The sequence below is a fragment of the Pelagimonas sp. genome (genome assembly GCF_058892305.1).
The window spans coordinates 13,169-36,768 of the sequence record NZ_JBZXVN010000073.1; the positions used below are offsets into that span (position 1 = coordinate 13,169).

Consider the following 23,600-nt stretch of genomic DNA (forward strand, 5'->3'; position numbering starts at 1 on the left):
ATCAGGTCCTTGGAGTCGGGATTTGGCAGGTGAAGACGCAGCCGAATTGGGCGTCAACAATGAAAAGGCGGGTGGGGTCAGCCGGATCGAAGGTGACGGATGTCGTCCATTGCCCCCGCGGGAGGCGCACGTCGGCGATCAAGTCGCCGATCGCGTCAAACACATAGGCGCGACCTGCTTGGGCTTGGGCCACCGCAAGCCATCCATGGCTGTTGCAGGCCAACCCATCCGGTCCTAGGCCACCGGAAAACTGGAGGTAAGTGCCGACCATGGGCGCGCCGGTTTCGGGCAGGCGGGTCGAGAATTTCCAGACCTGATTGGCGCGGGTGGCGGCGACGTAGACCCAGGCATTGTCCGGTGACACGGCAATGCCGTTGGAATAGGGCACACAGTCCAGCACAAGGCGAAGATCGCCTTTGCGCCAGCGATAGACTCGACCGCGCGGATCGCTCAGGCTTGTGCGGCCGCTATCGGTGAACCAAAGGGCACCGTCGGGACCATAGTCCATGTCCGACAGGCCAAGAAAGCGGGTCGGTTCACCGGTGCTAAGCACCTCAAAGGAGGTGTCATTGGTCAGCTCGATCAGGCCATGCTTGTAGTCCACCGCAATGCGCCGCCCATCAGCGGCGAGGCGCATGGCGTGGGGTTCACCATCAATTTTGTGCATCTGGGTCCAGTCGCCCGAAGGTGACACGCGAAAGACCCGACCGTATGGCACATCCGACAGCCAAAGGTTGCCATCTCCATCAAAGAACGCGGCCTCTAGGAAGGAATGCATCGCCTGGCCAGGGCGGGTCATCTTGGCCCACGCCGAGGGTTCGCCGCGATGATGCATGTCATCTGGCAAGGCGCTCCAGAGGGTTGCGGTCAGATGGGTCATGTCACAATCCCTGCTTCAAAAAGCTGGCCAATTTGGCGCTCGTCTAGCCCCATCCCGGTCAGGATAGCACGGGAATGCTGGCCGAGTGCTGGGGGCGATTGATGGAGTTTGGTCCCGTGACCGCCGATGTGAAAGGCGGTAGTGGGAAGGGGTGTTCCCAGATCATCCGGGTTGGGTTGGAAATAGCCGCGCGCCGCCAGTTGGGGGAGCGCAACAGCTTCGGCCAATGTCTTGATCCGCTCTGCTGGCAGTTCGGCCGCGCGCAGACGTGCGACCCATGTCTCTGCATCCGCAGTCATGAAAATGTCTCGCAGGGCCGACTTGGTCGGCGTGTCGATAGCCCAAACGTCTGGCCAGCTGTGGATTTTGGCCAAAGCGGGCAGCGGATGGCCCAGTCCGTCGAGAAGCGCGGCGAGCTTGCGATATTGCGCGGGGTGGAATGCGCCCAACATCATTTGGCCGTCTTGTGTGTCGTAGCTCGCGATGCCCGGCTCTTTGCCACGTTTGGCGGTTGCCGGGCTTTGGGCGGCGGCGGCTTCGGGGGCCATCATCTGCATCGCGACCTCTAGCATAGAGACCGAGATATGCGTGCCGCGTCCTGTCTGTGCGCGTTGTGTCAGGGCGGCGGTCACGGCAAAGGCCGCAGCGTATCCGGTGGCATAATCAACAAAGGAGACGCCGGGCTTGACCCCGCCACATTGGTTGATCGTGCCGCTGGTCGCTTGGATGACATTATCATAGGCACCGTGCTCTGCCTGTGGTCCGCGGTCGCCATATCCTGTGATCGAGCAATGGATTAATTTGGGATTGATCTCGGCAAGAACATCGTGGCCGATCCCAAGGTTGGCCAATGCGCCGGTTGTGAAATTCTCAACCACGATGTCCGCTTTGGCCGCGAGCGATTTCAGCAGGTCGACCCCTTTTGCGCTGCGCAGGTTAAGCGCAAGGCTGCGCTTGTTGCCCCCCTGCACCTGATAGTTCAACCCAAGGCCCTCAGCGTTCAGCGAGTCATCTGGCCCGCGCCCGCGGGCGCAATCGGGGTTGGCCGGATCTTCGATCTTGATCACGTCCGCGCCAAGCAGTGCTAACTGGTAGGTGCAAAACGGCCCAGCCAGAACATGGGTCATGTCCAAAACAAGTAATCCGTCTAATGCGCCCGTCATGTCAGTAAAGCCTTGCGATTTGAAGTTGTGTCTAATATACAAAACGTGAGTTTATATACAAGACGTAAGATCAGAGAACCATGGCCCAAAGCAGCATTTTTCATCGAGACCTCAATTCTGACCTGCCCATTGTTGTGGCTGGGGATGGAAATTTCCTTATTGATGCGGCTGGTAAGCGGTATCTTGATGCTTGCGGCGGGGCGGCGGTGTCTTGCCTTGGTCATGATCATCCCAAGGTCAGGGGGGCCATCAAGGCGCAGGTTGATACGCTCGCCTTTGCGCATACGGGCTCCTTTACAAATAAGCCTGCCGAGGATTTGGCCGCCCATCTTGTGGCGCGCGCGCCCAAAGGGACCGGCGCTGGGCGGGTCATGTACCTTGGTTCTGGCTCTGAGGCGATGGAAGCGGCGCTGAAGCTGGCCCGGCAGTACTTTCTTGAGAAGGGTGAGCCAGAACGCAGTCAGATCATTGCGCGTAAGCCAAGTTATCATGGCAACACGCTCGGGGCGTTGGCCACCGGTGGCCATGCGGGGCGGCGGGCCCCCTTTGCGCCTCTTTTGATCGAGGTCAATCACATCGACGCGCCTTACCCTTACCGTCTGAAGCATGAGACAGAGAGTGAGGCGGATTTTGCGCTGCGATCGGCAAACCTGCTGGAGGAAGAAATTCAGCGTCTGGGGGCAGAGACCGTGATGGCTTTTGTTGCGGAGCCTGTTGTGGGGGCGTCTTTGGGTACCCAGCCTGCGCCAACGGGGTATTTCAAACGTATCCGAGAAATTTGTGATAAATATGGCGTGCTTTTCATTGCCGACGAGGTGATGAGTGGCATGGGCCGGACCGGCACCTCTTTTGCGTTGGAGCAAGAAGGCATCGCCGCCGACCTAACGACCATGGCCAAGGGGCTTGGTGCTGGATATCAGCCGATCGCCGCTGTTATGGCCGCACAAAAGGTTGTTGACGTGATCAAAGCCGGCAGCGGTAAGCTTTGGAATGGGCATACTTATATGTCACATGCAATTGCGACTGCGGGTGCCTTGGCCGTTCAGCAGGTGATCGAAGAAGAAAACCTGTTGGGCAATGTGGTTGCGCGCGGCAAGCAGTTAGAGGCCGGGTTGCGCAAGGCCTTTGCGCAGCATCCCCATGTTGGCGATATTCGCGGTCGCGGGTTGTTTTGGACCATCGAAATGGTCGCGGACCGGGCTACAAAAGTACCGTTTGATCCCGCCGAAGCGGTCGCCCTTAGGATCGGCGAAGCTGCTAAGGCGCTGGGCGTCATGTCATATCCGTCGCAGGGTTGCATTGATGGGATCAAGGGCGACCACGTTCTATTGGCACCGTCCTACACGTCGAGCGAGGCCGAGATTGATTTGATCCTCGACACCCTCATAAAGGCCGTGGCCGACGTGGTGGGAGGATAAACAATGGCGCGCAAAACCATTCTGACAGCGGCGATTACCGGTAACCTGATGACGCCGGAGATCAGCCCGAACCTGCCGATCACTCCCGAACAGATCGCGCGTCAGGCGCTTGATGCCGCCGAGGCTGGTGCCGCCATTGTGCACCTGCATGTGCGTGACCCGGAAACCGCCAAGGGGTCAATGCGGCTCGACCTATATTCTGAGTTGGTCGAGCGTATTCGCGCAGAAAACACGGAAGTTCTATTGAACCTCACCACCGGTGAAGGTGGGCGGTTTATCCCATCCGATGACAACCCTCAGGTTGCTGCCGTCGGATCGACCCTCTGCGTGCCTGAAAAACGTGTGGCCCATGTCGAAGCGCTAAAGCCCGACATCTGCACGCTGGACTTTAACACCATGTGGTCGGGGCAGGCTTCGGTGATCAATGCGCCGCGCAACCTCGAAATCATGGCCGAGAAAATCTACGCGGCAGGTGTGACGCCTGAAATCGAGATTTTCGACAGCGGCGATCTGCATATGGTCAAGGACTTCGTTGCGCGCGGCGTGCTCAAGACGCCCTTGATGGTGCAGATGGTTCTCGGCGTGCGCTTTGGTGCGGTCGCGAACCCTGAAACCATGGCCTACCTCGTAAGCCAATTGCCCGAGGGCACCGAATGGGCCGCCTTTGGTATTGGCCGCACCGCCTTTCCCATGCTGGCGCAGGCGTGGTTGCTCGGCGGTCATATCCGCATCGGCATGGAGGACACCGCCCATATCGCCAAGGGGCAATATTGCGAAAGCAATGCGCAGTTGGTGGAAAAAGCGGGCCGCATCATTGGTGATCTGGGTGGCGAATTGGCCAGCCCCGATGAAGCCCGAGACATCCTTGGGATTTCGGCCAAGTGACCTCTCTTCCGATCATATCGGATGTAACTATCGCGGATATGCATCGTGATCCGACCTCGGTTTACAAACGTTTGCGCCAAGATGCGCCCATTGCCCTACTTAGGGCCACTGGTCGTGTGCTGCTGACTCGCGCCGAAGATGTACGCGCGGCCAAGGAAAAGTCTGACCTTTGGACCTCAGAGGACACAACAACGCCTGCCGAACGCGCCTTTCAGGCGACTTCGATGATGCGCAAGGACGGAGAACAGCACCGGGCCGAACGCATGGCGATTCAGCCGGGTCTGTCGGCGCGTAAGATCAAGACTGACTGGCGTGACCGGGCAGAGGTTCATGCGCGTCACTATCTGGATCGGCTGAAACCGGGCGAAACCTATGATCTCTTTGCTGATGTTGCGGCCCCCTATGCCGGGGCAATCCTACGCGATGTGCTGGGCCTTCAGGGCGCAACCGCCGATGACGTTGTGCAATGGTCGCAAGTTCTGATTGATGGCGCAGGCAACTTAGCGGGCAACGAAGCGGTCTTCGCTAAAAGCGACGCGGCCAATATCGAGATCAACCACGCAATTGACGCCAATCTTGCCCGTATCGCAGAGGACGACGATGGCTCGGTGCTCTCGTCGATGTCAACGCGTAGCGACCTTGACCGGATCAGATGCAATATCAAAGTGTCTATCGGGGGTGGCGTGAATGAACCGCGCGATGCCTTGCTCACGGCGCTTTATGGTCTGTTGACACATCCGGACCAATTGGCTGACGTCAAGTCCGATCCGAGCCTGTTTGCGCAGGTTTTCGAGGAGGCCATCCGCTGGGTCGCCCCAATTCAGGTCAGTCCGCGCAAGTCGCGGGTCCCGCTGACACTACATGGGATTGATCTGCCCGCCGGAACCCGTGTGTCGGTTGTTCAGGCCTCGGCGAACCACGACGAAGATCACTATAAAAACGGCGATGCTTTCGACATTCACCGCGCCGAAAAGCGACATTTCTCGTTTGGGAATGGTGCGCATTTCTGTATGGGCGCGCATCTCTCGCGCATGTCCATCGGCGAGGTGATGCTGCCGATGCTGTTTGACCGGTTTCCGAACATGGCACTAGAAGACCCGACCGTGGATGAATGGTCTGGTTTCATTTTCCGCGGCCCGCTGTCCTTGCGGGTCAAGCTGTAATGCAATCAGGGGCCACCATATCCCAATGCCTGCGAGATTTGCAGTGCGGCACCTTGAGCTTGGGGCAAGTAGAAGCTTTCCATGCGCTCAAAATCAAATCCACTGTCAGGGCCGGAGATGTTCACGCAAGCCACGATCGCACCGGTATTGTCACGCACCGGAACGGCAACGCTCGATCCACCCGGTTCCCGATAGCCTCGGGAAATAACAAAGCCATCATCGCGGACCTGAGCAACACGCGCCACAAGGCTGGCCGGGTCCATGGGTGTGTGTTCGGTGAAGCGGTGCCAAATTTGAGCCCCGGCAAAGGTGTCGAGCTCTGTGGCATTCTTGGCCCCCAAAAGGCACCAGCCAATCGCCGAGGCAAAGGCTTGCGTGCGGGTTCCCGTGCGCATGTTAGATACATATCCCGACCGAGCTTGATGGCTAACAAGATACAGAACATCATCGCCTTCCAGCACGCTCAGATGCGTCGAAACACCGGTTTTGTCGCGCAGGCCGGCCAGAATGGGGCGTGCAATCGCGGTAATAGGCTGCTGGTTCAGATAGGCGAACCCAAGGCTCAGAACGCGCGCGCCAAGGGTATAGGTATTGGCCTGTTCGGCCTCACGGATGAATTCCATCTGGCGCAGGGTATAGACCAGCCGAAACGCCGAGCTCCGGCTCAGCTCCATCGCGCGGGCAATATCGCTCAGCGACATAGGGGTTTCAGCGGCACCAAGGATTTCGAGAACCCTAAGGCCCCTGTGCAAGCCGGGGACAAAATAGACATCATGATTGGACGCTTTGGGCATGGGCGATTGGTTTCCGAGTTACGCTCTCATGTGTTTAATCTGCAAAACGCACCAATGACAATGGAGGACTGCCGATGACCGACCCGGCATCAAACCTTTTACCAGCCACGAACGAAGATACCTGCGGGCCGTACTTCCCGATCTATTTCGCCGACCCGGCGCTAGAGGATCTGACCCGTCTCGATCCGGGTGTTGTGACCGAGGCGGCTGGCACGCCCATAATCCTGCGGGGGCGGGTGCTTGATCGTCACGGAGAGCTGGCCAACGGCGTTGTGATAGAGTTTTGGCAGGCCAACGCAAAGGGTGTTTACCGCACCCCGGCAACCGAAGGCAGCGACGACATCGACCCTTGGTTCTACGGTTACGGGCGCATGCGTTCGGTGACGGGGGCCTATGAATTCCCGACGATCATGCCGGGCGCGGCCGAGGGGCGCGCCGCCAACATTACGGTGACGATCTTTTCGGATGGGATCAATCGTGTCGTGACGCAGGTATTTTTCGACACCGAGGACGGCAATGAAAACGACCCCGTTTTACTGGCGGCCGGAGATGACGCCTCCAAGCTGATTGCACGCCACGATGGCCGCACTGCCAGCGGGGCCGAGGTCTATGTCTTTGACATCATCATGGCCGGCGACAACGAAACACCCTTTTTCGACGATCTGGAGAGCTGAGACATGGCCACGCAAGGACGTATTCTGGGCATCGGCCCAACCGATAACACATCAGATCAGCGCACCCCACGCCAGCGGCTTCGGTTGATCCCCAAAGTGGCGCGCGAAAGCTTTGTGCCTGTGGTGCCGGCGCGTTATGCGGCGAATCCCCACGAATGGGATATGACCCGAACGGCCCCGGACCGCCCCCGCGCCGCTGGCGTCCCAATCGAGGTTACCGGCCGCGTACGGACCGCATCGGGCCGCGCAGTGGCAGGCGCATTGCTAGAAGTCTGGAGCGCCAACCATTACGGGCGCTACCGTCACATCGAGGATCATTCAGGCCTTAAGCTGGACGAAAACCACCTTGGTCTCGGACGGGTATTGACTGACAATGAGGGCCGCTATCGGTTCTGGGCGATCAGCCCGGGTGCCTATCTGGCCCGACCTGACATCGGTCGTTGGCGCCCCAAGCACATCCATATGTCGATCAGTGGCGGCTCTTCTCGGCTGATCACGCAGATGTATTTCCCTGGCGAGCCGAACAATGCCAGTGACCCTATGGCGATCCTCATGGGCGATGCCTTTGAGCGCAACATAGGAGCCCCCCGCGATCCGGGAACGGCCGACGTCGAGGAAGCCTACGATTTTGACATCGTGGTGGGCGGGCGCAACGCGACGTTCTTCGAGTAAACCCTTTTGCGCAGACAAAAGAGAGACGGCGCGTGCTGAGATCACCGATGAGGCGATCTCAGCAGCGGCAGTTCGGCGTTGTGAGTGGTTTTGTCCGTGAGGCTGAAAGCGGCCAAGCGAGGTGAGCCGATTGCGGTCCTGCGACCAAACCCATGCCGGGTTGATCCAGTGTGGATCATCGTGATGCAGGTGCATCTGCCCTGCGGCTAAACGCCGGGTTTCTTCTGGTAGCCGACCTGCGCCTGAATGCCTGCAAGGCGGGCCAAACGGGCAACGCGGTTTTCTGACACGACCTCGCCCATGTCGATCAGGTCGTCGTGGATATTTCGATAGCCGTAGACTTTGCCGCGGTCTTTCCTCGCCTTCTTCACCAGCCCTGTCTGGCGTGCATCGTCAAGCGCATGGTGGCTTAACGGTTCCTTCCCCATGCAAAGAAACCGCTTGGATGAACGCAAAGCAGTTTGCACAGACCACGGACAGGATGCAGCTCGCTATGCGCGTCGATAAACGCGTACCTTACCTTGCATCCCGAGCGAAGAACGCGGTGGCCCTTTCTAAGATGGCGCGCTCCTCGGTCACGCGGGCCAGTTCTTTCTTGAACCGCCGGACCTCGGCTTCTTGGTCGGTTTGCCTTTGCGGCTTTGAGAATTGCGCAATCCATGTGAAAAGCGATTTGGTGCTGACCCCGCGCCGCTCGGCCACCGCCTAGACCGAATAGCAACGCTCTGTGACCTGCGCCACCGCATCAATCTTGAACTCATCCGAGTAGCGAATTTATCCTGACATTTGCATCGTCCTTTGTTTCCAAAATTATCAAGCAAAGCGTCTACAAATCTAGGGGCACCTCATTGTGGAGCCAAGTTGCGCTCTTCATGGTCAAAGGGGAAGACCAAGTACTATCCGTATTATCTGTGCCAATCCAAAGGGTGCGAAAGCAATGGAAAGTCTATCCGGCGCGACAAAATATAAGGCGCGTTTGCTGATGTCGTCAAAACACTAGAGCCGAGCCCCAAATACTTGGTGTTGGCTAAAACCATGTTCAGACGTGCTTGGGATGCCCGACTGGATCAAGCCAAAGATGCCGCGCGTTCAACCAAGCGCCAAATCGCCGATGCCGAGTCGCAAATCGAAGCGTTGCTCTCGCGTATCATGCAAGCCAGCAACGATGCGGTCATCGGTGCTTATGAAAACAAGATCACTGAACTGGAAAAATCGAAGGTGCTCATGACCGAAAACCTTGCGGAAAAGGCGTCAAAACCGAAGAGGTATGAGGATTATCTAGAATTCTCCCTGAAGTTCTCCTCAAGCCCTTGGAAAATATGGAAAAATGGCGATGAGAGTCTCCGTAGAATCGTCCTGAGATTGGGATTTTCGAGCGGATTTTCATACCATCGAATTGATGGACCTAGAACACCCCAAATAGCGTTGCCTTTCAAGGCTTTAGGTATGATTTCAGTGGGTGAAGAAGTTAATGGTGCTGCTGGAGAGAATTGAACTCTCGACCTCTCCCTTACCAAGGGAGTGCTCTACCTCTGAGCTACAGCAGCAACGTGAGCGGGCTTCTAAACGCGGTTTTCGTGGCGCGCAAGGGCGGAATTTGAAAAAATGTCATCTTGGATAAATTTCTTTGAGCCTAAGGCGAAGGGGGCGTTTGCACGCCACTGGACCCATGGGGCTTGCTGCGTTAAAGCAAAGGGCATGAACGAGAACAAACCGACCCCGAAAAAGCACAAGGATGCTGAACGCGAAGACCGCTTGAAAGCGGCGCTTAAGGCCAATATGGGGCGCCGCAAGGCGCAGGCCCGTGCGCGCAATGCGGCAGAGCAAACAGCGGACAAAGCGGGGCCAGAGGCGGTACAGGACAAGGACTGACAGGCATGGATTCAATTATTGTGACGGGCAATGGCCCATTGAAAGGTGATATTCCGATTGCGGGCGCAAAGAACGCGTGTCTGACGCTGATGCCTGCTACCTTGCTGAGCGAAGAGCCGTTGACTCTGACCAATGCGCCGCGCTTGTCGGATATCCGGACCATGACGACGTTGCTACAATCGCTTGGGGCCGAGGTCACCAGCATGCAAGACGGTCAGGTTCTTGCCATGAGCAGCCATGATTTAACCAGCCAGCGCGCCGAATACGACATCGTGCGTAAAATGCGCGCCTCGATCTTAGTGCTTGGGCCGCTTTTGGCGCGCTACGGCTATGCCGAAGTGTCGCTTCCCGGCGGTTGCGCGATTGGCGCGCGTCCGGTTGATCTCCACCTCAAGGCATTTGAAGCTATGGGGGCGGAGCTTGATCTGCGTGACGGTTATGTCCATGCCAAGGCCCCCACAGCCGGGCTACGCGGTGGCGTCGTTGATTTTGCCTTTGCCTCGGTCGGGGCCACTGAAAACGCGCTTTTGGCGGCGGTTTTGGCCAAGGGAACAACTGTTCTGAACAACGCTGCGCGCGAACCTGAAATTGTAGATCTGGCCGATTGCCTGCGCAAAATGGGCGCCCAGATCGAAGGCGATGGCAGCAGCACAATCACCATTCAGGGAGTTGATCGTCTTGGCGGCGCGACCCACCGTGTTGTCACAGACCGTATTGAATTGGGCACCTATATGCTTGCCCCGGCGTTTTGTGGTGGCGAAGTCACCTGTCTTGGCGGCCGTCGCGACCTGCTTGCGGCCTTCTGTGATAAGCTCGAGGAGGCCGGTGTTTCGGTGACCGAGTCCGAAAAGGGCCTGACCGTGACACGCGGCGCGGACCGGATCAAAGCCGTCGACATCACAACCGAACCTTTCCCCGGTTTCCCAACCGATTTGCAGGCGCAGATGATGGCGCTTTTGTGTACTGCCGAAGGGACCTCGGTTCTCGAAGAGAAGATCTTTGAAAACCGGTTTATGCATGCCCCTGAACTGACCCGTATGGGGGCCGATATTGAGGTCCACGGCGGAACCGCGACGGTCAAAGGTGTGGAAAAACTGCGTGGTGCGCCCGTCATGGCAACCGATTTGCGGGCTTCGGTATCGCTCATCCTTGCGGGTCTGGCGGCCGAAGGTGAAACCAAGGTGTCGCGCGTTTACCATCTGGATCGCGGATACGAACATGTGGTGCGCAAGTTGTCGGCGGTTGGCGCCAAGATCGAAAGGGTCAAAGGCGAATGAGTGAAGATGCTCGGTTTGAAGATGGCGGTGACCACCCGCTAAATTTAGGTGCTTTGGATAGCGATAACCTCCAGGTGATTTCGGCGTTGGTGCAGGATTCCGTTCTGCCAGTGACCGAAGTCGCGTATCAAAAGCGCCATCATAGGCTGTGCCTGCTTTTGAACCGTGTGCGTCACGAAGACCTTGAGGCGGCTGCCAAACGTGGCCGCCCGGTCGAACGGGTGCAATCGCTTTTGACAATCGAAAATGCATTGTCGGTTGCAACGCAAGGGGTTGATAAATCGGACAAGGACATGATCCTTTCGGTTTTATCGGTAAGCTTTGAACCCGGTGAAGACGGGGCAGGGCATGTGTTGCTGACATTGGCCGGCGATGGGGCTGTGCGCGCATCGGTTGAAGCGCTCGAAGTGACGCTCAAGGATGTGACCCGCCCCTACAAAGCCCCGTCAGGCCAAATTCCAAACCATCCCGAATGATCCGTCCGCTTGCGCCGGATGACTTGAATGCCTATCGGGCCTTATGGCTCGATGGGCTACGCCGTGTGCCCGAGGCTTTCTTATTAACCGAAGTTGAGGCTTTGGGCCTGTCTGATGCGACCTTGATCGCAAAACTGGCGGCGGGGCAATTCTGGGGTGGTTTTTCCGAGGATGTTTTGGTGGCCTTGATCGCCATGCATCAGGGTGGGCCAGAGCGGATGCGCCATATGGCGGACATAGGCCCGCTATACGTTCACCCATCGGCACAAGGGCAGGGATACGCCATGCGGTTGTTGCAGGCGGTTGACCAAGCCGCCCGAGATCGCGGGTTACTACAGCTTGAACTATGCGTTGATGCGACAAACTCCCGTGCGATTGGGTTGTATCGGGCCGCTGGTTTCGTTGAATTTGGCAAACGCCCGCGATCTGTGATCGTCAATGGTGCGGCGCGCGACGATTTGCTGATGATCAAGATGCTCGACGCGACTTGAGGCCGGGCGATGCAACGGCTATGCAACCGGCGTAACACCGGAGATGCCCCATGCCCGTCTTTCTTGACAGCGCCCAAGCCGATTTCGAGACCGCGTTCACCGAATTGCTGAATGCCAAGCGCGAAGACAGCCCCGATGTGGATGCTGTTGTGGCCGGAATTATCGCCGATGTACGCGCCCGCGGCGACGCTGCTGTTCTTGAGTTGACGGCCAAGTTTGATCGCCTTGAACTTGACGCGGCTGGGATGCGGTTTTCAGCCGAGGAAATTGACGCCTATTGCGCGCAGGTTCCCGGGGCCGAGCGCGTCGCGCTGGAAACGGCGGCTGACCGCATCCGGGCCTATCACGTTCGGCAAATGCCAAGCGATGAGCGCTGGACAGATGAGACCGGGGCCGAGCTTGGATGGCGTTGGACGGCGGTGTCTGCGGCCGGGCTATATGTTCCGGGCGGCTTGGCGTCTTACCCGTCATCGGTGTTGATGAACGCCATTCCCGCCAAGGTCGCAGGGGTCGAGCGTCTCGCCATCGCGGTGCCAACGCCGGATGGTGTTGTGAACCCGCTGGTGATGCTGGCCGCCAAGATTTCGGGCGTTGATGAGGTCTATCGGATTGGGGGGGCGCAGGCGATTGCCGCTCTGGCTTATGGCACCGAAACCATCGCACCGGTTGATAAGATCACTGGCCCGGGCAATGCCTTTGTGGCCGCTGCCAAACGCCGGGTTTTTGGCAAAGTCGGTATTGATATGATTGCCGGACCTTCAGAGATTTTGGTGATCGCCGATGGTGACAACGACCCTGATTGGATCGCCCTTGACCTGATGAGCCAAGCGGAACACGACGAAAGCGCGCAGTCGCTTTTGATCACCACCGACGCGAGCTTTGGGCGCGCGGTGGCCGACGCCGTCGAAAAACGTCTCGAAACGCTTGAGCGCCGGGCGATTGCCGGGACGAGCTGGCGGGATTACGGCGCTGTGATTACCGTGCGCGATCTGGACGAGGCCGCCGCGCTATCGAACCGCATCGCCCCGGAGCACTTGGAACTTTGCGTGGCTGATCCCGAAGCGTTGGCCGAAAAATGCCCGCATGCCGGGGCGATTTTCCTTGGTCAATGGACGCCCGAGGCGATTGGCGACTATGTTGGTGGCCCCAATCACGTGCTGCCCACGGCGCGCTCGGCGCGGTTTAGCTCGGGCCTGTCGGTGATGGATTTTGTAAAACGCACCACATTGGCGCGCATGACCCCAGAAGCGTTACGCGCCATTGGCCCCGCTGCCGAGGTGCTCGCCTCCTCCGAGAGCCTTGAAGCACACGGATTGTCGGTAACTGCCCGGTTGAAAAAGCTTAACGGTTAATCGGTCTCCGCATTTTTGGGCATGGCGGAAAGTCGCGGTTCAAATTGGGGCCTATTCATTGCTCCTTTGTCGCTCCCACGTTACACATTTGGGCAACAGGATAAGTGACTATTGCTATGACCCGTATTGCGCATATCGAACTTGATGACGCCAACTTGCCGCCACCAACGCCGGAAATCGAACAGGAACGCCGTGTGGCGATGTTTGATTTGATGGAGGAAAACTCATTTTCCTTGCCAGCACGAGATGATCGCGTTGTGCCGGAAGGGCCTTATAATGTCGGATTGTCGATACGGGAAAAACGTCTCGTTTTTGATGTCACGACCGAAGCCAAGGAAAAAGCGGCCGAATTCCATTTGTCTCTGTCGCCGTTTAGACAAGTGGTCAAAGACTATTTTCAAATCTGCAAAAGCTATTTTGATGCGGTGAAAACCCTGCCACCGAGCCAAATCGAGACCATTGATATGGCCCGCCGTGGTATTCACAACGAAGGGGCGCGTATTTTGCAAGAGCGACTGGACGGCAAAGCTGAAATTGATGACGCAACCGCGCGCCGATTGTTCACGCTTGTTTGCGTACTGCATTTTGGGGGCTGACCGGGTGGCGGCGTTGCCTCAGTCAGTTTTGTTTTGCTGTGATCATAACGCAGTGCGCTCTCCGATGGCCGAAGGGGTGATGAAGCAACTTTTCGGATCCGAAACCTATGTGCAATCGGTTGGGGTTGTGAATGACCTCGAGATCGACGGTTTTGCCATTGCGGTGTGTGCCGAGATCGGGGTTGAACTGTCGCGTCATCGGTCGCGGTCTTTTGAGGAGATGGAAGAAAATGGCGAGGCCTTGTCAGGGTTTGACGTGATCGTCACCTTGTCACCTGCGTCTCAGCGCCGGGCTTTGGAGCTGACACGCTACTATCATCTGGCCGTGGAATATTGGCCGATCATGGATCCGACCGGTATTGGTGAAACGCGTGAACAAAAGCTAAATTCCTATCGGCAAACCCGTGATCAACTGATGGATAAGCTCAAGGAAAAATGGGGGGCATAGCCCGCGATTCGGTGCGCTTTGGCCCTAAATTGATGCAAAAGCGGTTGAGTATGCAATTTTCAGCCCGCATTAACCCTGTTGCTGCTATATGGTGGGTTGAAAAACCGAGCCAAAAGGCTCATATCGCTCGTGCCCTGCGTCTGGTGGGGTGGCAATTGTAGGAGAAAACATGGCCAAGGAAGATACGCTCGAATTTCCTGGTGTCGTGAAGGAACTCCTGCCGAATGCGACATTCCGGGTCGAGCTTGAGAACGGCCATGAGATTATCGCACATACGGCGGGTAAGATGCGCAAGAACCGCATCCGTGTTCTGGCCGGCGACCGGGTACAAGTTGAAATGACGCCTTATGATCTGACCAAAGGGCGCATCAACTACCGCTTTAAATAAGCGTAGATATGCAAACCGCCGGGCCAGTTGCCCGGCGTTTTACTGTGCCCTCGAAACTGGGCGCATCCAAAATTCTTGCAAGAATTTTGCAAAAGTTTTTTAAAACTTTTAGTCGTCCAGCCGGCCCCTTCTGACCCCAACACACTTTGCGGAAATTTTGATGACAGACACGCCTCGCCTCATTCTCGGTTCAGGTAGCCCGCGCCGCCGCGAACTTTTGGCTCAATTGGGGGTCGTGGCCGATGACATTCGCCCACCTGACATCAATGAGGACCCACACAAAAGCGAAGCGCCGCGCCCTTATTGTGTGCGATTGGCGCGTGAAAAGGCACAGGCGATCCCGTCTGATCCGTCCGAAATCGTTCTCTCTGCGGATACGACTGTGGCTTTGGGGCGTCGCATTTTGGGTAAGCCGCGTGACGCCGGAGAAGCAGCAGAATTTTTGACCAACCTGTCGGGCCGCCGTCACCGCGTCATTACCGCCGTTGCCGTGCGCAAAGGCGATCAGATGTGGGAGCGCGATGTGGTGACCCAGGTGAAGATGAAAAACCTCTCGAACGAAGAATTGAATGCCTACCTTGCCACCAATGATTGGCAGGGCAAGGCGGGCGGCTATGCTATTCAAGGGCCTGCCGGGGCCTTTATTCCGTGGATCAACGGCTCTTTCACCGCGGTCGTTGGATTGCCGCTGGCGGAAACGGCGAATTTGCTTCTGTCCGCCGGTTATCCTCTCTACAAGGCAGACTCATGAAGGGTACAACCATTGCACTTGACCATTGGCAGGGCCGCGAAGCTGCGGCGCTTATCGTGGATGGTCAACTTGAGGATCTGCTGATCGATACCGATCTGCCGCGTCCCGGAACCATTTATCGCGGCATCGCCGATCGGCCGGTCAAAGGGCAGGGCGGTATGTTCCTGCGCACGCCAGATGGAAACGCATTTTTGCGTCAAGTCAAAGGGTTAAAGCCCGGACAACCTCTTTTGGTTCAGGTGACGGGCTACGCCGAATTGGGCAAAGCTATTCCTGTGACCCAGCGCATTTTGTTCAAATCGCGCTATGCGATTGTCACGCCCGGTGCGCCCGGTATCAATGTCTCGCGCCGTATCAAAGATGACGATGCGCGCGAAATGGTCAAAGAAGCCGCGCATGAGGGCATGGCCGAGGTACCCTTGCCGGAGGATGCCGGGTTGATCCTGCGGTCCTGCTGTGCCGATGCCACCCCCGAAGATATCACCGAGGACGTTATCGCGATGTGCCAACTGGCCACCGCCGTTCTGTCGGATACGGGGACCGAGGCCGAAATTCTATCCGAAGGCGATGGCCCGCATGCTCAGGCGTGGCGGGAATGGACCGATCCGGCTCATGTCGCTGCTGAAGACGGTAGTTTTGAGCATCATGACGTTTTGGATATGATCGACGCTGCGCTGCGGGCCCATGTGCCCCTTCCGGGCGGCTATTCGATGATCATCGAACCGACGTCGGCCTTGGTTGCGGTTGATATCAACACCGGCGGCGATACGTCTTTTTCTGCGGGTCTCAAGGCCAATTTGGCCGCACTTAAGGACTTGCCACGCCAATTGCGGTTGCGTGGGTTGGGGGGGCAGATCATCGTTGACCCGGCTCCCTGCCCGAAAAAGGAACGCAAGCAGCTCGAAGGTTCGCTGCGCGCGGCCCTGAAGCGCGAGTCGACCGAGACGATTTTGGCCGGCTGGACCCAACTGGGCTTGATGGAAATTCAGCGTAAACGCGATCGGGTCGCGCTGAAAACGTTGCGCAAAAACAAGGGGTAGGCAAGGCGATGAGTTGCCCGATTTGTTCCAAAGACACGGATGCGAAGTACCGTCCGTTTTGCTCGAAGCGTTGCGCCGATATTGATCTGGCCAAGTGGCTTGGCGGGGCCTATTCGACCGCGTCAACCGACCCCGAGGACCTAGAAAAGGCGGCTTTGGCGAGCCTTGAGGCCCAACGCAAGCCGCATTAACATCAATCTCCAGTCGTAATTTCCAAAGGCATTTCCCCAACCCGCTCTGGACAGTTTTGGTGTCTCGTGGTTGCTTGGCCTTTCAAAGGATTTTGTGGCCATGCAACCCAACACTCGCCCCCAGTTTCCACGTATTGATCCCGTTGGTTTGGACGGCATCTTGGTGCGTTTTGCCGACACTTTGTCAGAACCGGCCAACCGGGCGGCGCTTGCCTTTCGAGCCGCTTTGGAGCGAGCAGGCTGGGAAGGTGTCGAAGAAAGCGCGACGTCGCTTGTCTCGACCTATCTGCGATTTGATCCGTTGCATGTGGACATATCGGCGCTGAGTGATCTGACTTATGCGCTCTTGGATGAACAGGATTGGTATGCGGCCCCTTTGCCCGATGGGCGTCGTTTACACCGCATTCCAACGGTTTTCGGAACGGATTTAGCGCCTCAGCTTGACGAGGCCGCTCAGGCCGCTGGCCAGTCCCGTGATCAGGCCATTCAAACGCTTAGTACGACACAGGTGCGCGTTACCACCATCGGGTTTGCACCCGGCCAACCCTATCTGGGAACCCTCCCGCCAGAATGGGACATCCCGCGTCAAACGGCGCTGACACCGCTGGTTCCGGTCGGGGCCTTGGTTGTTGCGATCCGCCAATTGGTTTTGTTCTCTGTGTCGACGCCGACGGGGTGGCGTCATATTGGCCAAACGGCAGCTCAGCTGTTTCAACCAAGCTCACAAAGGCCATTTTTGTTGCGTCCGGGCGATGAAGTCTTGTTTCCGCCCATTGAGCGCGGGGCGTTTGAGGCCCTGAAAACGGACCCAACGGGTGGCATCATCACCGAGGTTCTGACATGACTGAGCTGATCGTTCATAGCGCTGGGGCCGGTCTCACTGTTCAAGATCTCGGGCGGCCTGGCTTTTTGGCTTTAGGCTTGTCGCGGGGCGGGGCGGCGGATCGGATTGCCTTGTTCGAAGCGGCGGCTTTGCTCGCGCAACCCATTGGGGCTGTGCTTGAGATGCCGGGGTTTGGCGGGCGGTTTGAAGTCTCGCAAACAACACGTATCGCCCTTTGCGGAGCGCCGATGCGGGCTAGCATTGATGGCAGCGCGCTGGTTTGGAATGCATCACATCTTTTGCCGGCTGGGGCGATTTTGGACATCGGGGCCGTGACCCAAGGGGTTTATGGCTATCTGGCATTTGGTGGTGGGCTTGCGACACCGCAAATCCTTGGCGGGCAGGGGGCGCATTTGACCGCTGGGCTTGGGGGGCTGCTTGAAAGTGAAGACCGCCTGTCTATCGGTCAAGACACGGGCGACGTGGTTGGTCAAGCGCTCTCCTCTGTGCCGCGTTGGGATGGCGGGACCGTGCGAGTTTTGCCGAGCCTTCAAACGGAGATGTTTAGCACGGAGCAACGACGGCGATTTGAAAGTGCCCCTTTGACGCGAGACACCCGCGCCAATCGAATGGGGATACGATTGTTGCCGGATGGCGAGGGCTTTGGCCTGACTGTTGGTGGCACCATATTGTCCGAAGTGATTACGCCGGGTGACATTCAAATTCCCGGCGACGGGGCCCCTTATGTTTTGCTGTCTGAATGCCAAACCACCGGTGGTTATCCGCGCATCGGAACGGTTATTCCCGCCGATCTGCCACGCGTTGCCCAAGCCCCGGCTGGGGCGCGTTTGCAGTTTCGGTTTGTCACCCGCAAGGACGCGATGGCAGCAGAGGCCGAATACCGAAAGCTTCTTTCCGATCTGTCACGCAAAACTTACCCTTTGGTGCGTGACCCGGCGGATATCCCCGACCTTTTGTCCTATAGCCTGATCAGCGGCGTGACCGCCGGAGAGGAGATGCAATGACCCAGCTCACCGTCGATTTGAATGCCGATATGGGAGAAAGTTTTGGCCCGTGGGTCATGGGGCAAGATGAGGCCCTGCTTGAGGTGGTGACCTCGGCCAATATTGCCTGTGGTTTTCACGCTGGTGATCCCGATGTGATGGCGCACACGATTGCGACGGCGCATAAAAACGGGGTAGGGATCGGCTGCCATCCCGGTTTCCCAGACCTGCAAGGGTTTGGGCGGCGCAACATGGGTCTGTCGCCAAAGTCCTTGCGCAATTTGGTTCAGTATCAGCTGGGCGCATCGCTGGCGGTGGCACAGGCGCAAGGGGCAAAGGTGCGTCACCTCAAGTTGCATGGTGCTTTGGCCAACATGTGTTCAGCCGATGAGGGGATGGCGCTCGCCTGTTATGAGGCCGCGCTTGAGGTGGCTCCGGATATCATCATCATAGTGTTGGCTGCGACCGCACAGCAACGCGCTGTGGAGCAATTAGGATGTCTATGGGCGGGTGAGATCTTTGCGGATCGTGCCTATAATGCCGATGCGACTTTGGTTGATCGCAGTCTGCCGGGCGCGGTGATCCATGATTCCGACCACGCCGCACGCCGCATTGTGAACATGGTGAAAGCGGGGGCGATCTTGCCCGAAATCGGCGACCCGATCCCGGCGGCGGTTGATACGATCTGTCTGCATGGTGATGGGGCGACGGCCTTGCAAATCGCCCGCAGTGTCAAACGACAGCTGGAAGCAGCGGGCGTAACACTCAAGCCCTTTGACGGGCAGCGCAGCACCTAGCCGAAAGAAAAGGGCGGGGAAATCCCCGCCCTGTTGCGTTTAGTCGGTCACACAGTCAGCAATGCGTTGCGCCGTGTCTTCGATCAGATTTGTATACAGGTCGGCACCCTGCTCAAATTGCCCGCCGAGGGCATCTAGACGCGCAATCGGTTCTTTGCCGCTGTCAGTGTCCAATAACCCGGCCCAACCGACACTCATGATCAGTCGGGCATTGGCCCCCGGTTCCATCAAAAAGCACTTGGGCTGCTGGTGTTCGAACTCGCTGCGCAGTGTTTCAATGCGCTTAGCACCGGGCTGTACGTCGTCACTATCGGAAATCGCACCAATCACGGTCAGATCAAAGGCGTCTTCAAAGTATTGATAGGCATCGTGATAGGCCGCCAATGGCACGTCGTGCGCTGGCGCAAGGATAGCTTTTGCGCGGTCCTGTGCTGCGGTGATTTTCTCGACTGCCAGTGTGGCATTGTAAAAATACTTGTCCTGGTTGTCCTGATCAATTTTGCCGAGCTCTTGGGCGATCACGTTGACCCAAAGAATGGCGTTTTCGGGTGACAACCAGACATGCGGGTCAAATTCACCATCGCCATGGTGATGCCCATTGGCATGCTCTTCATGCTCTTCATGCTCGTCATGATCTTTATGATCGTCATCGTGATCATCATGGTCTTCATGATCATCGTGCTTAGCATGATCGTAGTCATGCGCGTCGTGATGGTCTTCGCCCTCATGTTCGTCGTCGTCATGATGGCCGCCAAAAAACGCCTCGTCACGGTAGGGGAGGAGATGAACGCCGTCAGCATTCATAAGCTCCAGATGAACCGCATTTGTAGCGAGGCTTTCCACATGCCCTTCCACGGCAGGATTCAGATCCGGGCCAATCCAGATAACGATATCAGCGTCGCTCAACATCTGTGCCTGACTGGGCTTCAACGCGAGATCATGAGCAGATGCGCCCGGTTCAATCAAAAGATCCGGCTCACCGATTTGGTCCATGACCATGGCAACAAGACTTTGAACAGGGGCGATGTCCGAAACGACTTTTGGCACGTCAGCCAATGCAGCGGAGGACGTCAAAAGAAGTGCAAGGCAGGAGGTGCGAAGAATCATAAGGGTCTCATTTTTGCGTGTTATGATATAACATCTGCGCCTTGTAGATTGTTAGAATATAACATATCAACCCCCAAAATGCAGCGTGATGAGGCCTATATGACAGTCAAGGGATTCGAGACACATGACCATGCCCATTGTATTGCGTCCTCACTAGAAGTTGCTGAACAAGCTTGCCGTGTCTCTGGGGCGCAAATGACGCCTATTCGGCGCCGTGTCCTTGAGATTTTGTTGCAAAAGCATAGCGCCATGGGGGCCTATGAGGTGCTTGATCAGCTGAGGTCCGAGGGCAAAGGCTCACAGCCGCCCGTTGCGTACCGAGCCTTGGATTTTCTTGTAAACAATGGATTTGCTCACAAGATTGAACGGCTGAATGCCTTTGTCGCCTGTACCCATCCCGGTGAACATCATGCACCGTGTTTTTTGATTTGCCGCGATTGTTCCACCGTTGCTGAAACTCCGGGCAAACCCGTTGCCGACGTGGTCGCTGGTTCTGCCTCTGAATTGGGGTTCGTGGTTGAAAAAGTGGCGATCGAGGCCGTTGGGCTTTGCCCTGCGTGTCAGGCTGCCGCCCCATGAGCGCGCTCATCTGGGCCGAAGGACTATCGGTGAAACGGGGCTCAACCACCGTTTTACGGGACGTTGATTTTTCTATCAGCCCCAAAGAGATCGTGACGATTGTCGGGCCCAATGGGTCCGGAAAATCCAGCTTGATGAAGGCGTTGATCGGGGCCGTTCCAGCAAGTGCCGGACGGGTCGCGCGCAAGGCTAAATTGCGGCTGGGTTACGTCCCCCAAAGTCTTAGCGTTGACCCTTCCATGCCGATGACCGTTTCGCGGTTTCTAAGCTTGCCGCAACATGCGTCGGTTCAGAACCGTGCCAAGGCATTGGCCGAAGCCGGAGCGGAGGACCTTGCAGAGCGTCAATTGACCGATCTATCGGGGGGACAGTTTCAGAGGGCGATGTTGGCGCGGGCGCTATTGAACCGCCCCGAAATCCTGCTTTTGGACGAGCCGACCACCGGGTTAGACCAGCCGGGGCAGGCGGAATTTTACCGCAAGATCGAAGAGCTCCGCGATCAGTTTGGCTGTGCGGTTTTGATGGTCAGCCATGATTTGCATGTCGTGATGAGCGCCTCGGATCGGGTACTCTGTGTGAATGGGCATATTTGTTGCGAAGGGCATCCCGAGGTCGTGGCACAAGCCGATGAATACCGAGCGCTGTTTGGCACTGGAACCGGTGGCACTCTTGCACTGTATCGCCACCAGCATAGCCATCATCACCACCATGATGAGGCATGTGATCATGACCACGTCACCCCGGCTCAGGATGCGAATTGATGTTTGACCACTTTCTGACTCGTGCCATTCTGGGGGCCGTTGGCGTCGCCGTGGCGGCGGCACCCTTGGGTGTTTTTGTCGTCTGGCGACGGATGGCATATTTTGGCGATGCGACTGCACATGCGGCCGTTTTAGGTGTTGCATTGGCTCTGGCCTTTTCCACCCCGATTTTCGCAGGCACCTTGCTTGTGTCATTGAGCATGGCGTTCGCCGTGGCCCGTTTGACCGGGCGCGGTTTTGGGGCTGATATGATTCTGGGTGTAGCAAGCCATTCGGCCCTGGCCTTTGGCTTGGTTGCGGTGACGATGGTCAAGGGGCCACGCCTCGACCTGCAATCCTATTTGTTCGGTGATATTTTGGCCGTGGGCCATACCGATTTGGCCCTGATTTGGTTGGGGGCCGTGCTTGTCTGGGGTTTGATTCTATGGCGGTGGAATGGGTTGCTCTTGTCGACCCTTTCTCCCGATTTGGCCTATGCCTCGGGGATCGAGCCGAAACGCGAAAAATACGTGATGATGATTTCCTTGGCCTTGGTTGTCGCTGTGGCGATCAAGATTGTTGGGGCTCTCTTGATTGGGGCGATGTTGATTATCCCTGCCGCTTCCGCACGTCCTTTTGCCCGAACACCCGAACAAATGTTGGTTGGCGCGGCGGGATTGGGCATCTGCGCCTCTCTGTTAGGTTTGTGGTGCACTTGGGAATTTGACACACCAGCCGGGCCAAGCATTGTCTGTGCAGCAGCCGGATTGTTCGCCCTAAGTCACCTATTGGGACGGCGCTAAAACACCAAGGTCATAAAGGTGCTGAGCGGATCTGTGTGATAGCTCCCAAAAGGTGGGCAGGTCTGAAACCCGATGCTTGTATAAAGCGCCCGGGCCGGGGCAAAGCTTTCGGCTGTGCCGGTTTCAAGCCAAGCCTGTTTGGCACCTTGGGCTTTCGCTTCGCTCAACAGGTGGGTTAAAACCATGCGACCATACCCGTTTCCCCGAGCCTCGCGCGCGGTGTGCATGCTTTTTAGCTCAACCCCACCCTCAATGGCCTGAAAAGCCCCGACCGCGCGCACCGCACCATCCGCGTCACGCAACGCGAACAAACTCGCTCCAGTGTCACGCAAAGTTTCAGCTGTCACAACATGACAGCTCTCTTCGGGAGATCCGGCGCGCATATCGGCGAAATGCCGAGCCAACAGGGCATCGACATGACTGTCTTGGCTCACAACTCTGTCTATTGAGGCGATTTGATTTGTCATTGGCTCTTTCTATGATCCTTGCGCTTGCTCAACCAAGCCTTGAGGCCCCAGTTGTAACGATCGACGTCATTCGTGTCTAATTCTTCGGCACTAGAGGTGCTTTAAGCCGCATTGGAGCGCGCTTGAGATGCCATCAAGGGGCCAACCATAGGTCTCTTTGTCCGACCGGTGCCCTCTTGCCCGACTGAAAAGGGCGCACACATCCGCACCGCCTTCCTTCTCTTTTGCTGTTTGGCAAATAATTTTCTGTTGTCCGATGATCCGATGGAGGCTCAGGAGAGGAACAGGGGCGTTTCCTGTAAGATTCCCAAAACAACGTCGCAATGAAAATGACCCGGTTGGTTTGAGGGGGCATGAAACGATCGACGGCCCCGTTCCTGTGGTAGGCTAAAGCGCCAAATAGAAAGTTGTATTTGTGACAATGAAAAGCATCAAAGAAACAGGTGGATGAGCCAGCTTTTGCCTGTGGAGCCTTGCTAAAGGCTCTATTTTCAGTGGGTCTTGTTGCCTTCTGCCCGCGCTAAACCGTGGCTGGTCATCACCTAGGCCAAGGAGATTTGCGGGCTTGCGATATAGGTTTTGAAATTTCGGTCATTTTTCTTTCAAAAGGCTCTGGACACTCTTCGTTACCTCGTTTAGACCGCGCCTCACCCGAAGGACAGACCTTCACCCGTGCCCGGGTAGCTCAGGGGTAGAGCAGTGGATTGAAAATCCTCGTGTCGGTGGTTCGATTCCGCCCCCGGGCACCA

At 57.1% G+C, this 23,600-nt stretch carries 30 protein-coding genes and 2 tRNA genes; 24 read left to right on the top strand and 8 right to left on the bottom strand.

The genetic code is table 11. The features are described 5' to 3' along the window. Nucleotide 1: 1 nt before the first annotated feature. Nucleotides 2–880 carry an SMP-30/gluconolactonase/LRE family protein gene (locus AC5EFR_RS22345; RefSeq protein WP_493577911.1) on the bottom strand — a complete coding sequence of 293 codons (879 nt, stop codon included), beginning with the start codon at nt 878–880 and terminating at the stop codon, nt 2–4. After that, entirely contained in the window at nt 877–2,043 is a 1,167-nt protein-coding gene (locus AC5EFR_RS22350; protein ID WP_493577912.1) for a CaiB/BaiF CoA transferase family protein, read from the bottom strand. Before AC5EFR_RS22350 ends, AC5EFR_RS22345 begins: the two co-directional genes overlap by 4 nt. Before the next feature lie 80 nt (nt 2,044–2,123). Here AC5EFR_RS22350 and AC5EFR_RS22355 point away from each other — a divergent pair, with 80 nt between their 5' ends. The 3 genes from AC5EFR_RS22355 to AC5EFR_RS22365 are packed head-to-tail and all read left to right on the top strand — an operon-like array spanning nt 2,124 to nt 5,509. Beyond that, nucleotides 2,124–3,461: an aspartate aminotransferase family protein gene (locus AC5EFR_RS22355; RefSeq protein WP_493577913.1), complete on the top strand. Its 1,338-nt coding sequence runs from the start codon at nt 2,124–2,126 to the stop codon at nt 3,459–3,461. A 3-nt stretch (nt 3,462–3,464) separates the two neighbouring features. After that, nucleotides 3,465–4,346 (top strand): beta-keto acid cleavage family enzyme, encoded by an 882-nt coding sequence (locus AC5EFR_RS22360; RefSeq protein ID WP_493577914.1) that lies wholly within the window; start codon nt 3,465–3,467, stop codon nt 4,344–4,346. Next, complete coding sequence (locus tag AC5EFR_RS22365; protein ID WP_493577915.1) at nt 4,343–5,509, top strand: cytochrome P450; 1,167 nt, start codon at nt 4,343–4,345, stop codon at nt 5,507–5,509. Before AC5EFR_RS22360 ends, AC5EFR_RS22365 begins: the two co-directional genes overlap by 4 nt. Before the next feature lie 5 nt (nt 5,510–5,514). Here AC5EFR_RS22365 and AC5EFR_RS22370 read toward each other — a convergent pair whose 3' ends face one another. Further along, nucleotides 5,515–6,303, bottom strand: a complete 789-nt coding sequence (locus AC5EFR_RS22370; protein WP_493577916.1) for an IclR family transcriptional regulator — start codon at nt 6,301–6,303, stop codon at nt 5,515–5,517. 74 nt (nt 6,304–6,377) lie between these two features. On the opposite strand from AC5EFR_RS22370, the gene AC5EFR_RS22375 reads away from it, so the two are divergent. Next, a complete protein-coding gene (locus AC5EFR_RS22375) occupies nt 6,378–6,977 on the top strand; it encodes a dioxygenase family protein (RefSeq protein WP_493577917.1) in 600 nt (199 codons plus the stop codon). A gap of 3 nt (nt 6,978–6,980) precedes the next feature. After that, nucleotides 6,981–7,649: a dioxygenase family protein gene (locus AC5EFR_RS22380; protein ID WP_493577918.1), complete on the top strand. Its 669-nt coding sequence runs from the start codon at nt 6,981–6,983 to the stop codon at nt 7,647–7,649. Between the two features lie 206 nt (nt 7,650–7,855). Here the strand turns inward: AC5EFR_RS22380 and AC5EFR_RS22385 are convergent, their stop codons facing one another. Both AC5EFR_RS22385 and AC5EFR_RS22390 read right to left on the bottom strand, forming a co-directional pair. After that, on the bottom strand, nt 7,856–8,077 hold the full coding sequence (locus AC5EFR_RS22385) for an IS3 family transposase (protein WP_493577919.1): 222 nt from the start codon (nt 8,075–8,077) through the stop codon (nt 7,856–7,858). An 88-nt stretch (nt 8,078–8,165) separates the two neighbouring features. Continuing rightward, complete coding sequence (locus AC5EFR_RS22390) at nt 8,166–8,351, bottom strand: transposase (protein ID WP_493577920.1); 186 nt, start codon at nt 8,349–8,351, stop codon at nt 8,166–8,168. A gap of 333 nt (nt 8,352–8,684) precedes the next feature. Between AC5EFR_RS22390 and AC5EFR_RS22395 the strand changes: the two genes are divergently transcribed. Then, nucleotides 8,685–9,143, top strand: a complete 459-nt coding sequence (locus tag AC5EFR_RS22395) for a hypothetical protein (RefSeq protein WP_493577921.1) — start codon at nt 8,685–8,687, stop codon at nt 9,141–9,143. On the opposite strand, the gene AC5EFR_RS22400 is transcribed toward AC5EFR_RS22395, so the two are convergent. Beyond that, a tRNA-Thr gene (locus tag AC5EFR_RS22400) sits at nt 9,122–9,196 on the bottom strand. The genes AC5EFR_RS22395 and AC5EFR_RS22400 overlap by 22 nt on opposite strands. Before the next feature lie 151 nt (nt 9,197–9,347). On the opposite strand from AC5EFR_RS22400, the gene AC5EFR_RS22405 reads away from it, so the two are divergent. The 14 genes from AC5EFR_RS22405 (at nt 9,348) to AC5EFR_RS22470 (ending at nt 19,155) form a co-directional block, all read left to right on the top strand. Continuing rightward, entirely contained in the window at nt 9,348–9,521 is a 174-nt protein-coding gene (locus tag AC5EFR_RS22405) for a hypothetical protein (RefSeq protein ID WP_493577922.1), read from the top strand. A 5-nt stretch (nt 9,522–9,526) separates the two neighbouring features. Further along, nucleotides 9,527–10,798 carry a UDP-N-acetylglucosamine 1-carboxyvinyltransferase gene (gene murA, locus AC5EFR_RS22410; protein WP_493577923.1) on the top strand — a complete coding sequence of 424 codons (1,272 nt, stop codon included), beginning with the start codon at nt 9,527–9,529 and terminating at the stop codon, nt 10,796–10,798. Beyond that, nucleotides 10,795–11,274: a DUF2948 family protein gene (locus tag AC5EFR_RS22415; RefSeq protein ID WP_493577924.1), complete on the top strand. Its 480-nt coding sequence runs from the start codon at nt 10,795–10,797 to the stop codon at nt 11,272–11,274. Before murA ends, AC5EFR_RS22415 begins: the two co-directional genes overlap by 4 nt. Beyond that, nucleotides 11,271–11,765, top strand: a complete 495-nt coding sequence (locus AC5EFR_RS22420) for a GNAT family N-acetyltransferase (protein WP_493577925.1) — start codon at nt 11,271–11,273, stop codon at nt 11,763–11,765. The genes AC5EFR_RS22415 and AC5EFR_RS22420 overlap by 4 nt, the downstream gene beginning before the upstream one ends. 50 nt (nt 11,766–11,815) lie before the next feature. Continuing rightward, nucleotides 11,816–13,117: a histidinol dehydrogenase gene (gene hisD / locus AC5EFR_RS22425; protein WP_493577926.1), complete on the top strand. Its 1,302-nt coding sequence runs from the start codon at nt 11,816–11,818 to the stop codon at nt 13,115–13,117. Nucleotides 13,118–13,233: 116 nt separating this feature from the next. Next, nucleotides 13,234–13,713, top strand: a complete 480-nt coding sequence (locus AC5EFR_RS22430; RefSeq protein ID WP_493577927.1) for a UPF0262 family protein — start codon at nt 13,234–13,236, stop codon at nt 13,711–13,713. Between the two features lie 4 nt (nt 13,714–13,717). Continuing rightward, nucleotides 13,718–14,161, top strand: a complete 444-nt coding sequence (locus tag AC5EFR_RS22435) for an arsenate-mycothiol transferase ArsC (protein WP_493577939.1) — start codon at nt 13,718–13,720, stop codon at nt 14,159–14,161. 169 nt (nt 14,162–14,330) lie between these two features. Continuing rightward, complete coding sequence (gene infA, locus AC5EFR_RS22440) at nt 14,331–14,549, top strand: translation initiation factor IF-1 (RefSeq protein WP_005620785.1); 219 nt, start codon at nt 14,331–14,333, stop codon at nt 14,547–14,549. Between the two features lie 160 nt (nt 14,550–14,709). Beyond that, the gene (locus tag AC5EFR_RS22445; RefSeq protein ID WP_493577928.1) at nt 14,710–15,300 is read left to right on the top strand and encodes a Maf family protein; all 591 of its coding nucleotides are present in this window, start codon (nt 14,710–14,712) and stop codon (nt 15,298–15,300) included. Continuing rightward, the gene (locus tag AC5EFR_RS22450) at nt 15,297–16,340 is read left to right on the top strand and encodes a ribonuclease E/G (protein WP_493577929.1); all 1,044 of its coding nucleotides are present in this window, start codon (nt 15,297–15,299) and stop codon (nt 16,338–16,340) included. The genes AC5EFR_RS22445 and AC5EFR_RS22450 overlap by 4 nt, the downstream gene beginning before the upstream one ends. A gap of 8 nt (nt 16,341–16,348) precedes the next feature. Continuing rightward, nucleotides 16,349–16,531: a DNA gyrase inhibitor YacG gene (locus tag AC5EFR_RS22455; protein ID WP_493577930.1), complete on the top strand. Its 183-nt coding sequence runs from the start codon at nt 16,349–16,351 to the stop codon at nt 16,529–16,531. Nucleotides 16,532–16,631: 100 nt separating this feature from the next. Further along, nucleotides 16,632–17,375 carry a 5-oxoprolinase subunit B family protein gene (locus AC5EFR_RS22460; RefSeq protein WP_493577931.1) on the top strand — a complete coding sequence of 248 codons (744 nt, stop codon included), beginning with the start codon at nt 16,632–16,634 and terminating at the stop codon, nt 17,373–17,375. Next, the gene (locus AC5EFR_RS22465) at nt 17,372–18,379 is read left to right on the top strand and encodes a 5-oxoprolinase subunit C family protein (protein ID WP_493577932.1); all 1,008 of its coding nucleotides are present in this window, start codon (nt 17,372–17,374) and stop codon (nt 18,377–18,379) included. The genes AC5EFR_RS22460 and AC5EFR_RS22465 overlap by 4 nt, the downstream gene beginning before the upstream one ends. Continuing rightward, entirely contained in the window at nt 18,376–19,155 is a 780-nt protein-coding gene (locus tag AC5EFR_RS22470) for a LamB/YcsF family protein (protein ID WP_493577933.1), read from the top strand. The genes AC5EFR_RS22465 and AC5EFR_RS22470 overlap by 4 nt, the downstream gene beginning before the upstream one ends. 39 nt (nt 19,156–19,194) lie before the next feature. On the opposite strand, the gene AC5EFR_RS22475 is transcribed toward AC5EFR_RS22470, so the two are convergent. Next, a complete protein-coding gene (locus AC5EFR_RS22475; RefSeq protein WP_493577934.1) occupies nt 19,195–20,262 on the bottom strand; it encodes a zinc ABC transporter substrate-binding protein in 1,068 nt (355 codons plus the stop codon). Nucleotides 20,263–20,340: 78 nt separating this feature from the next. Here AC5EFR_RS22475 and AC5EFR_RS22480 point away from each other — a divergent pair, with 78 nt between their 5' ends. The 3 genes from AC5EFR_RS22480 to AC5EFR_RS22490 are packed head-to-tail and all read left to right on the top strand — an operon-like array spanning nt 20,341 to nt 22,384. Next, on the top strand, nt 20,341–20,841 hold the full coding sequence (locus tag AC5EFR_RS22480) for a Fur family transcriptional regulator (RefSeq protein WP_493577935.1): 501 nt from the start codon (nt 20,341–20,343) through the stop codon (nt 20,839–20,841). Next, nucleotides 20,838–21,602 carry a metal ABC transporter ATP-binding protein gene (locus AC5EFR_RS22485; protein WP_493577936.1) on the top strand — a complete coding sequence of 255 codons (765 nt, stop codon included), beginning with the start codon at nt 20,838–20,840 and terminating at the stop codon, nt 21,600–21,602. Before AC5EFR_RS22480 ends, AC5EFR_RS22485 begins: the two co-directional genes overlap by 4 nt. Next, nucleotides 21,602–22,384, top strand: a complete 783-nt coding sequence (locus AC5EFR_RS22490) for a metal ABC transporter permease (RefSeq protein WP_493577937.1) — start codon at nt 21,602–21,604, stop codon at nt 22,382–22,384. Before AC5EFR_RS22485 ends, AC5EFR_RS22490 begins: the two co-directional genes overlap by 1 nt. Here AC5EFR_RS22490 and AC5EFR_RS22495 read toward each other — a convergent pair. Next, a complete protein-coding gene (locus AC5EFR_RS22495; RefSeq protein WP_493577938.1) occupies nt 22,381–22,851 on the bottom strand; it encodes a GNAT family N-acetyltransferase in 471 nt (156 codons plus the stop codon). The two genes, AC5EFR_RS22490 and AC5EFR_RS22495, sit on opposite strands and share 4 nt — an antisense overlap. 674 nt (nt 22,852–23,525) lie before the next feature. Here AC5EFR_RS22495 and AC5EFR_RS22500 point away from each other — a divergent pair. Further along, nucleotides 23,526–23,600: transfer RNA gene (locus AC5EFR_RS22500), tRNA-Phe, on the top strand.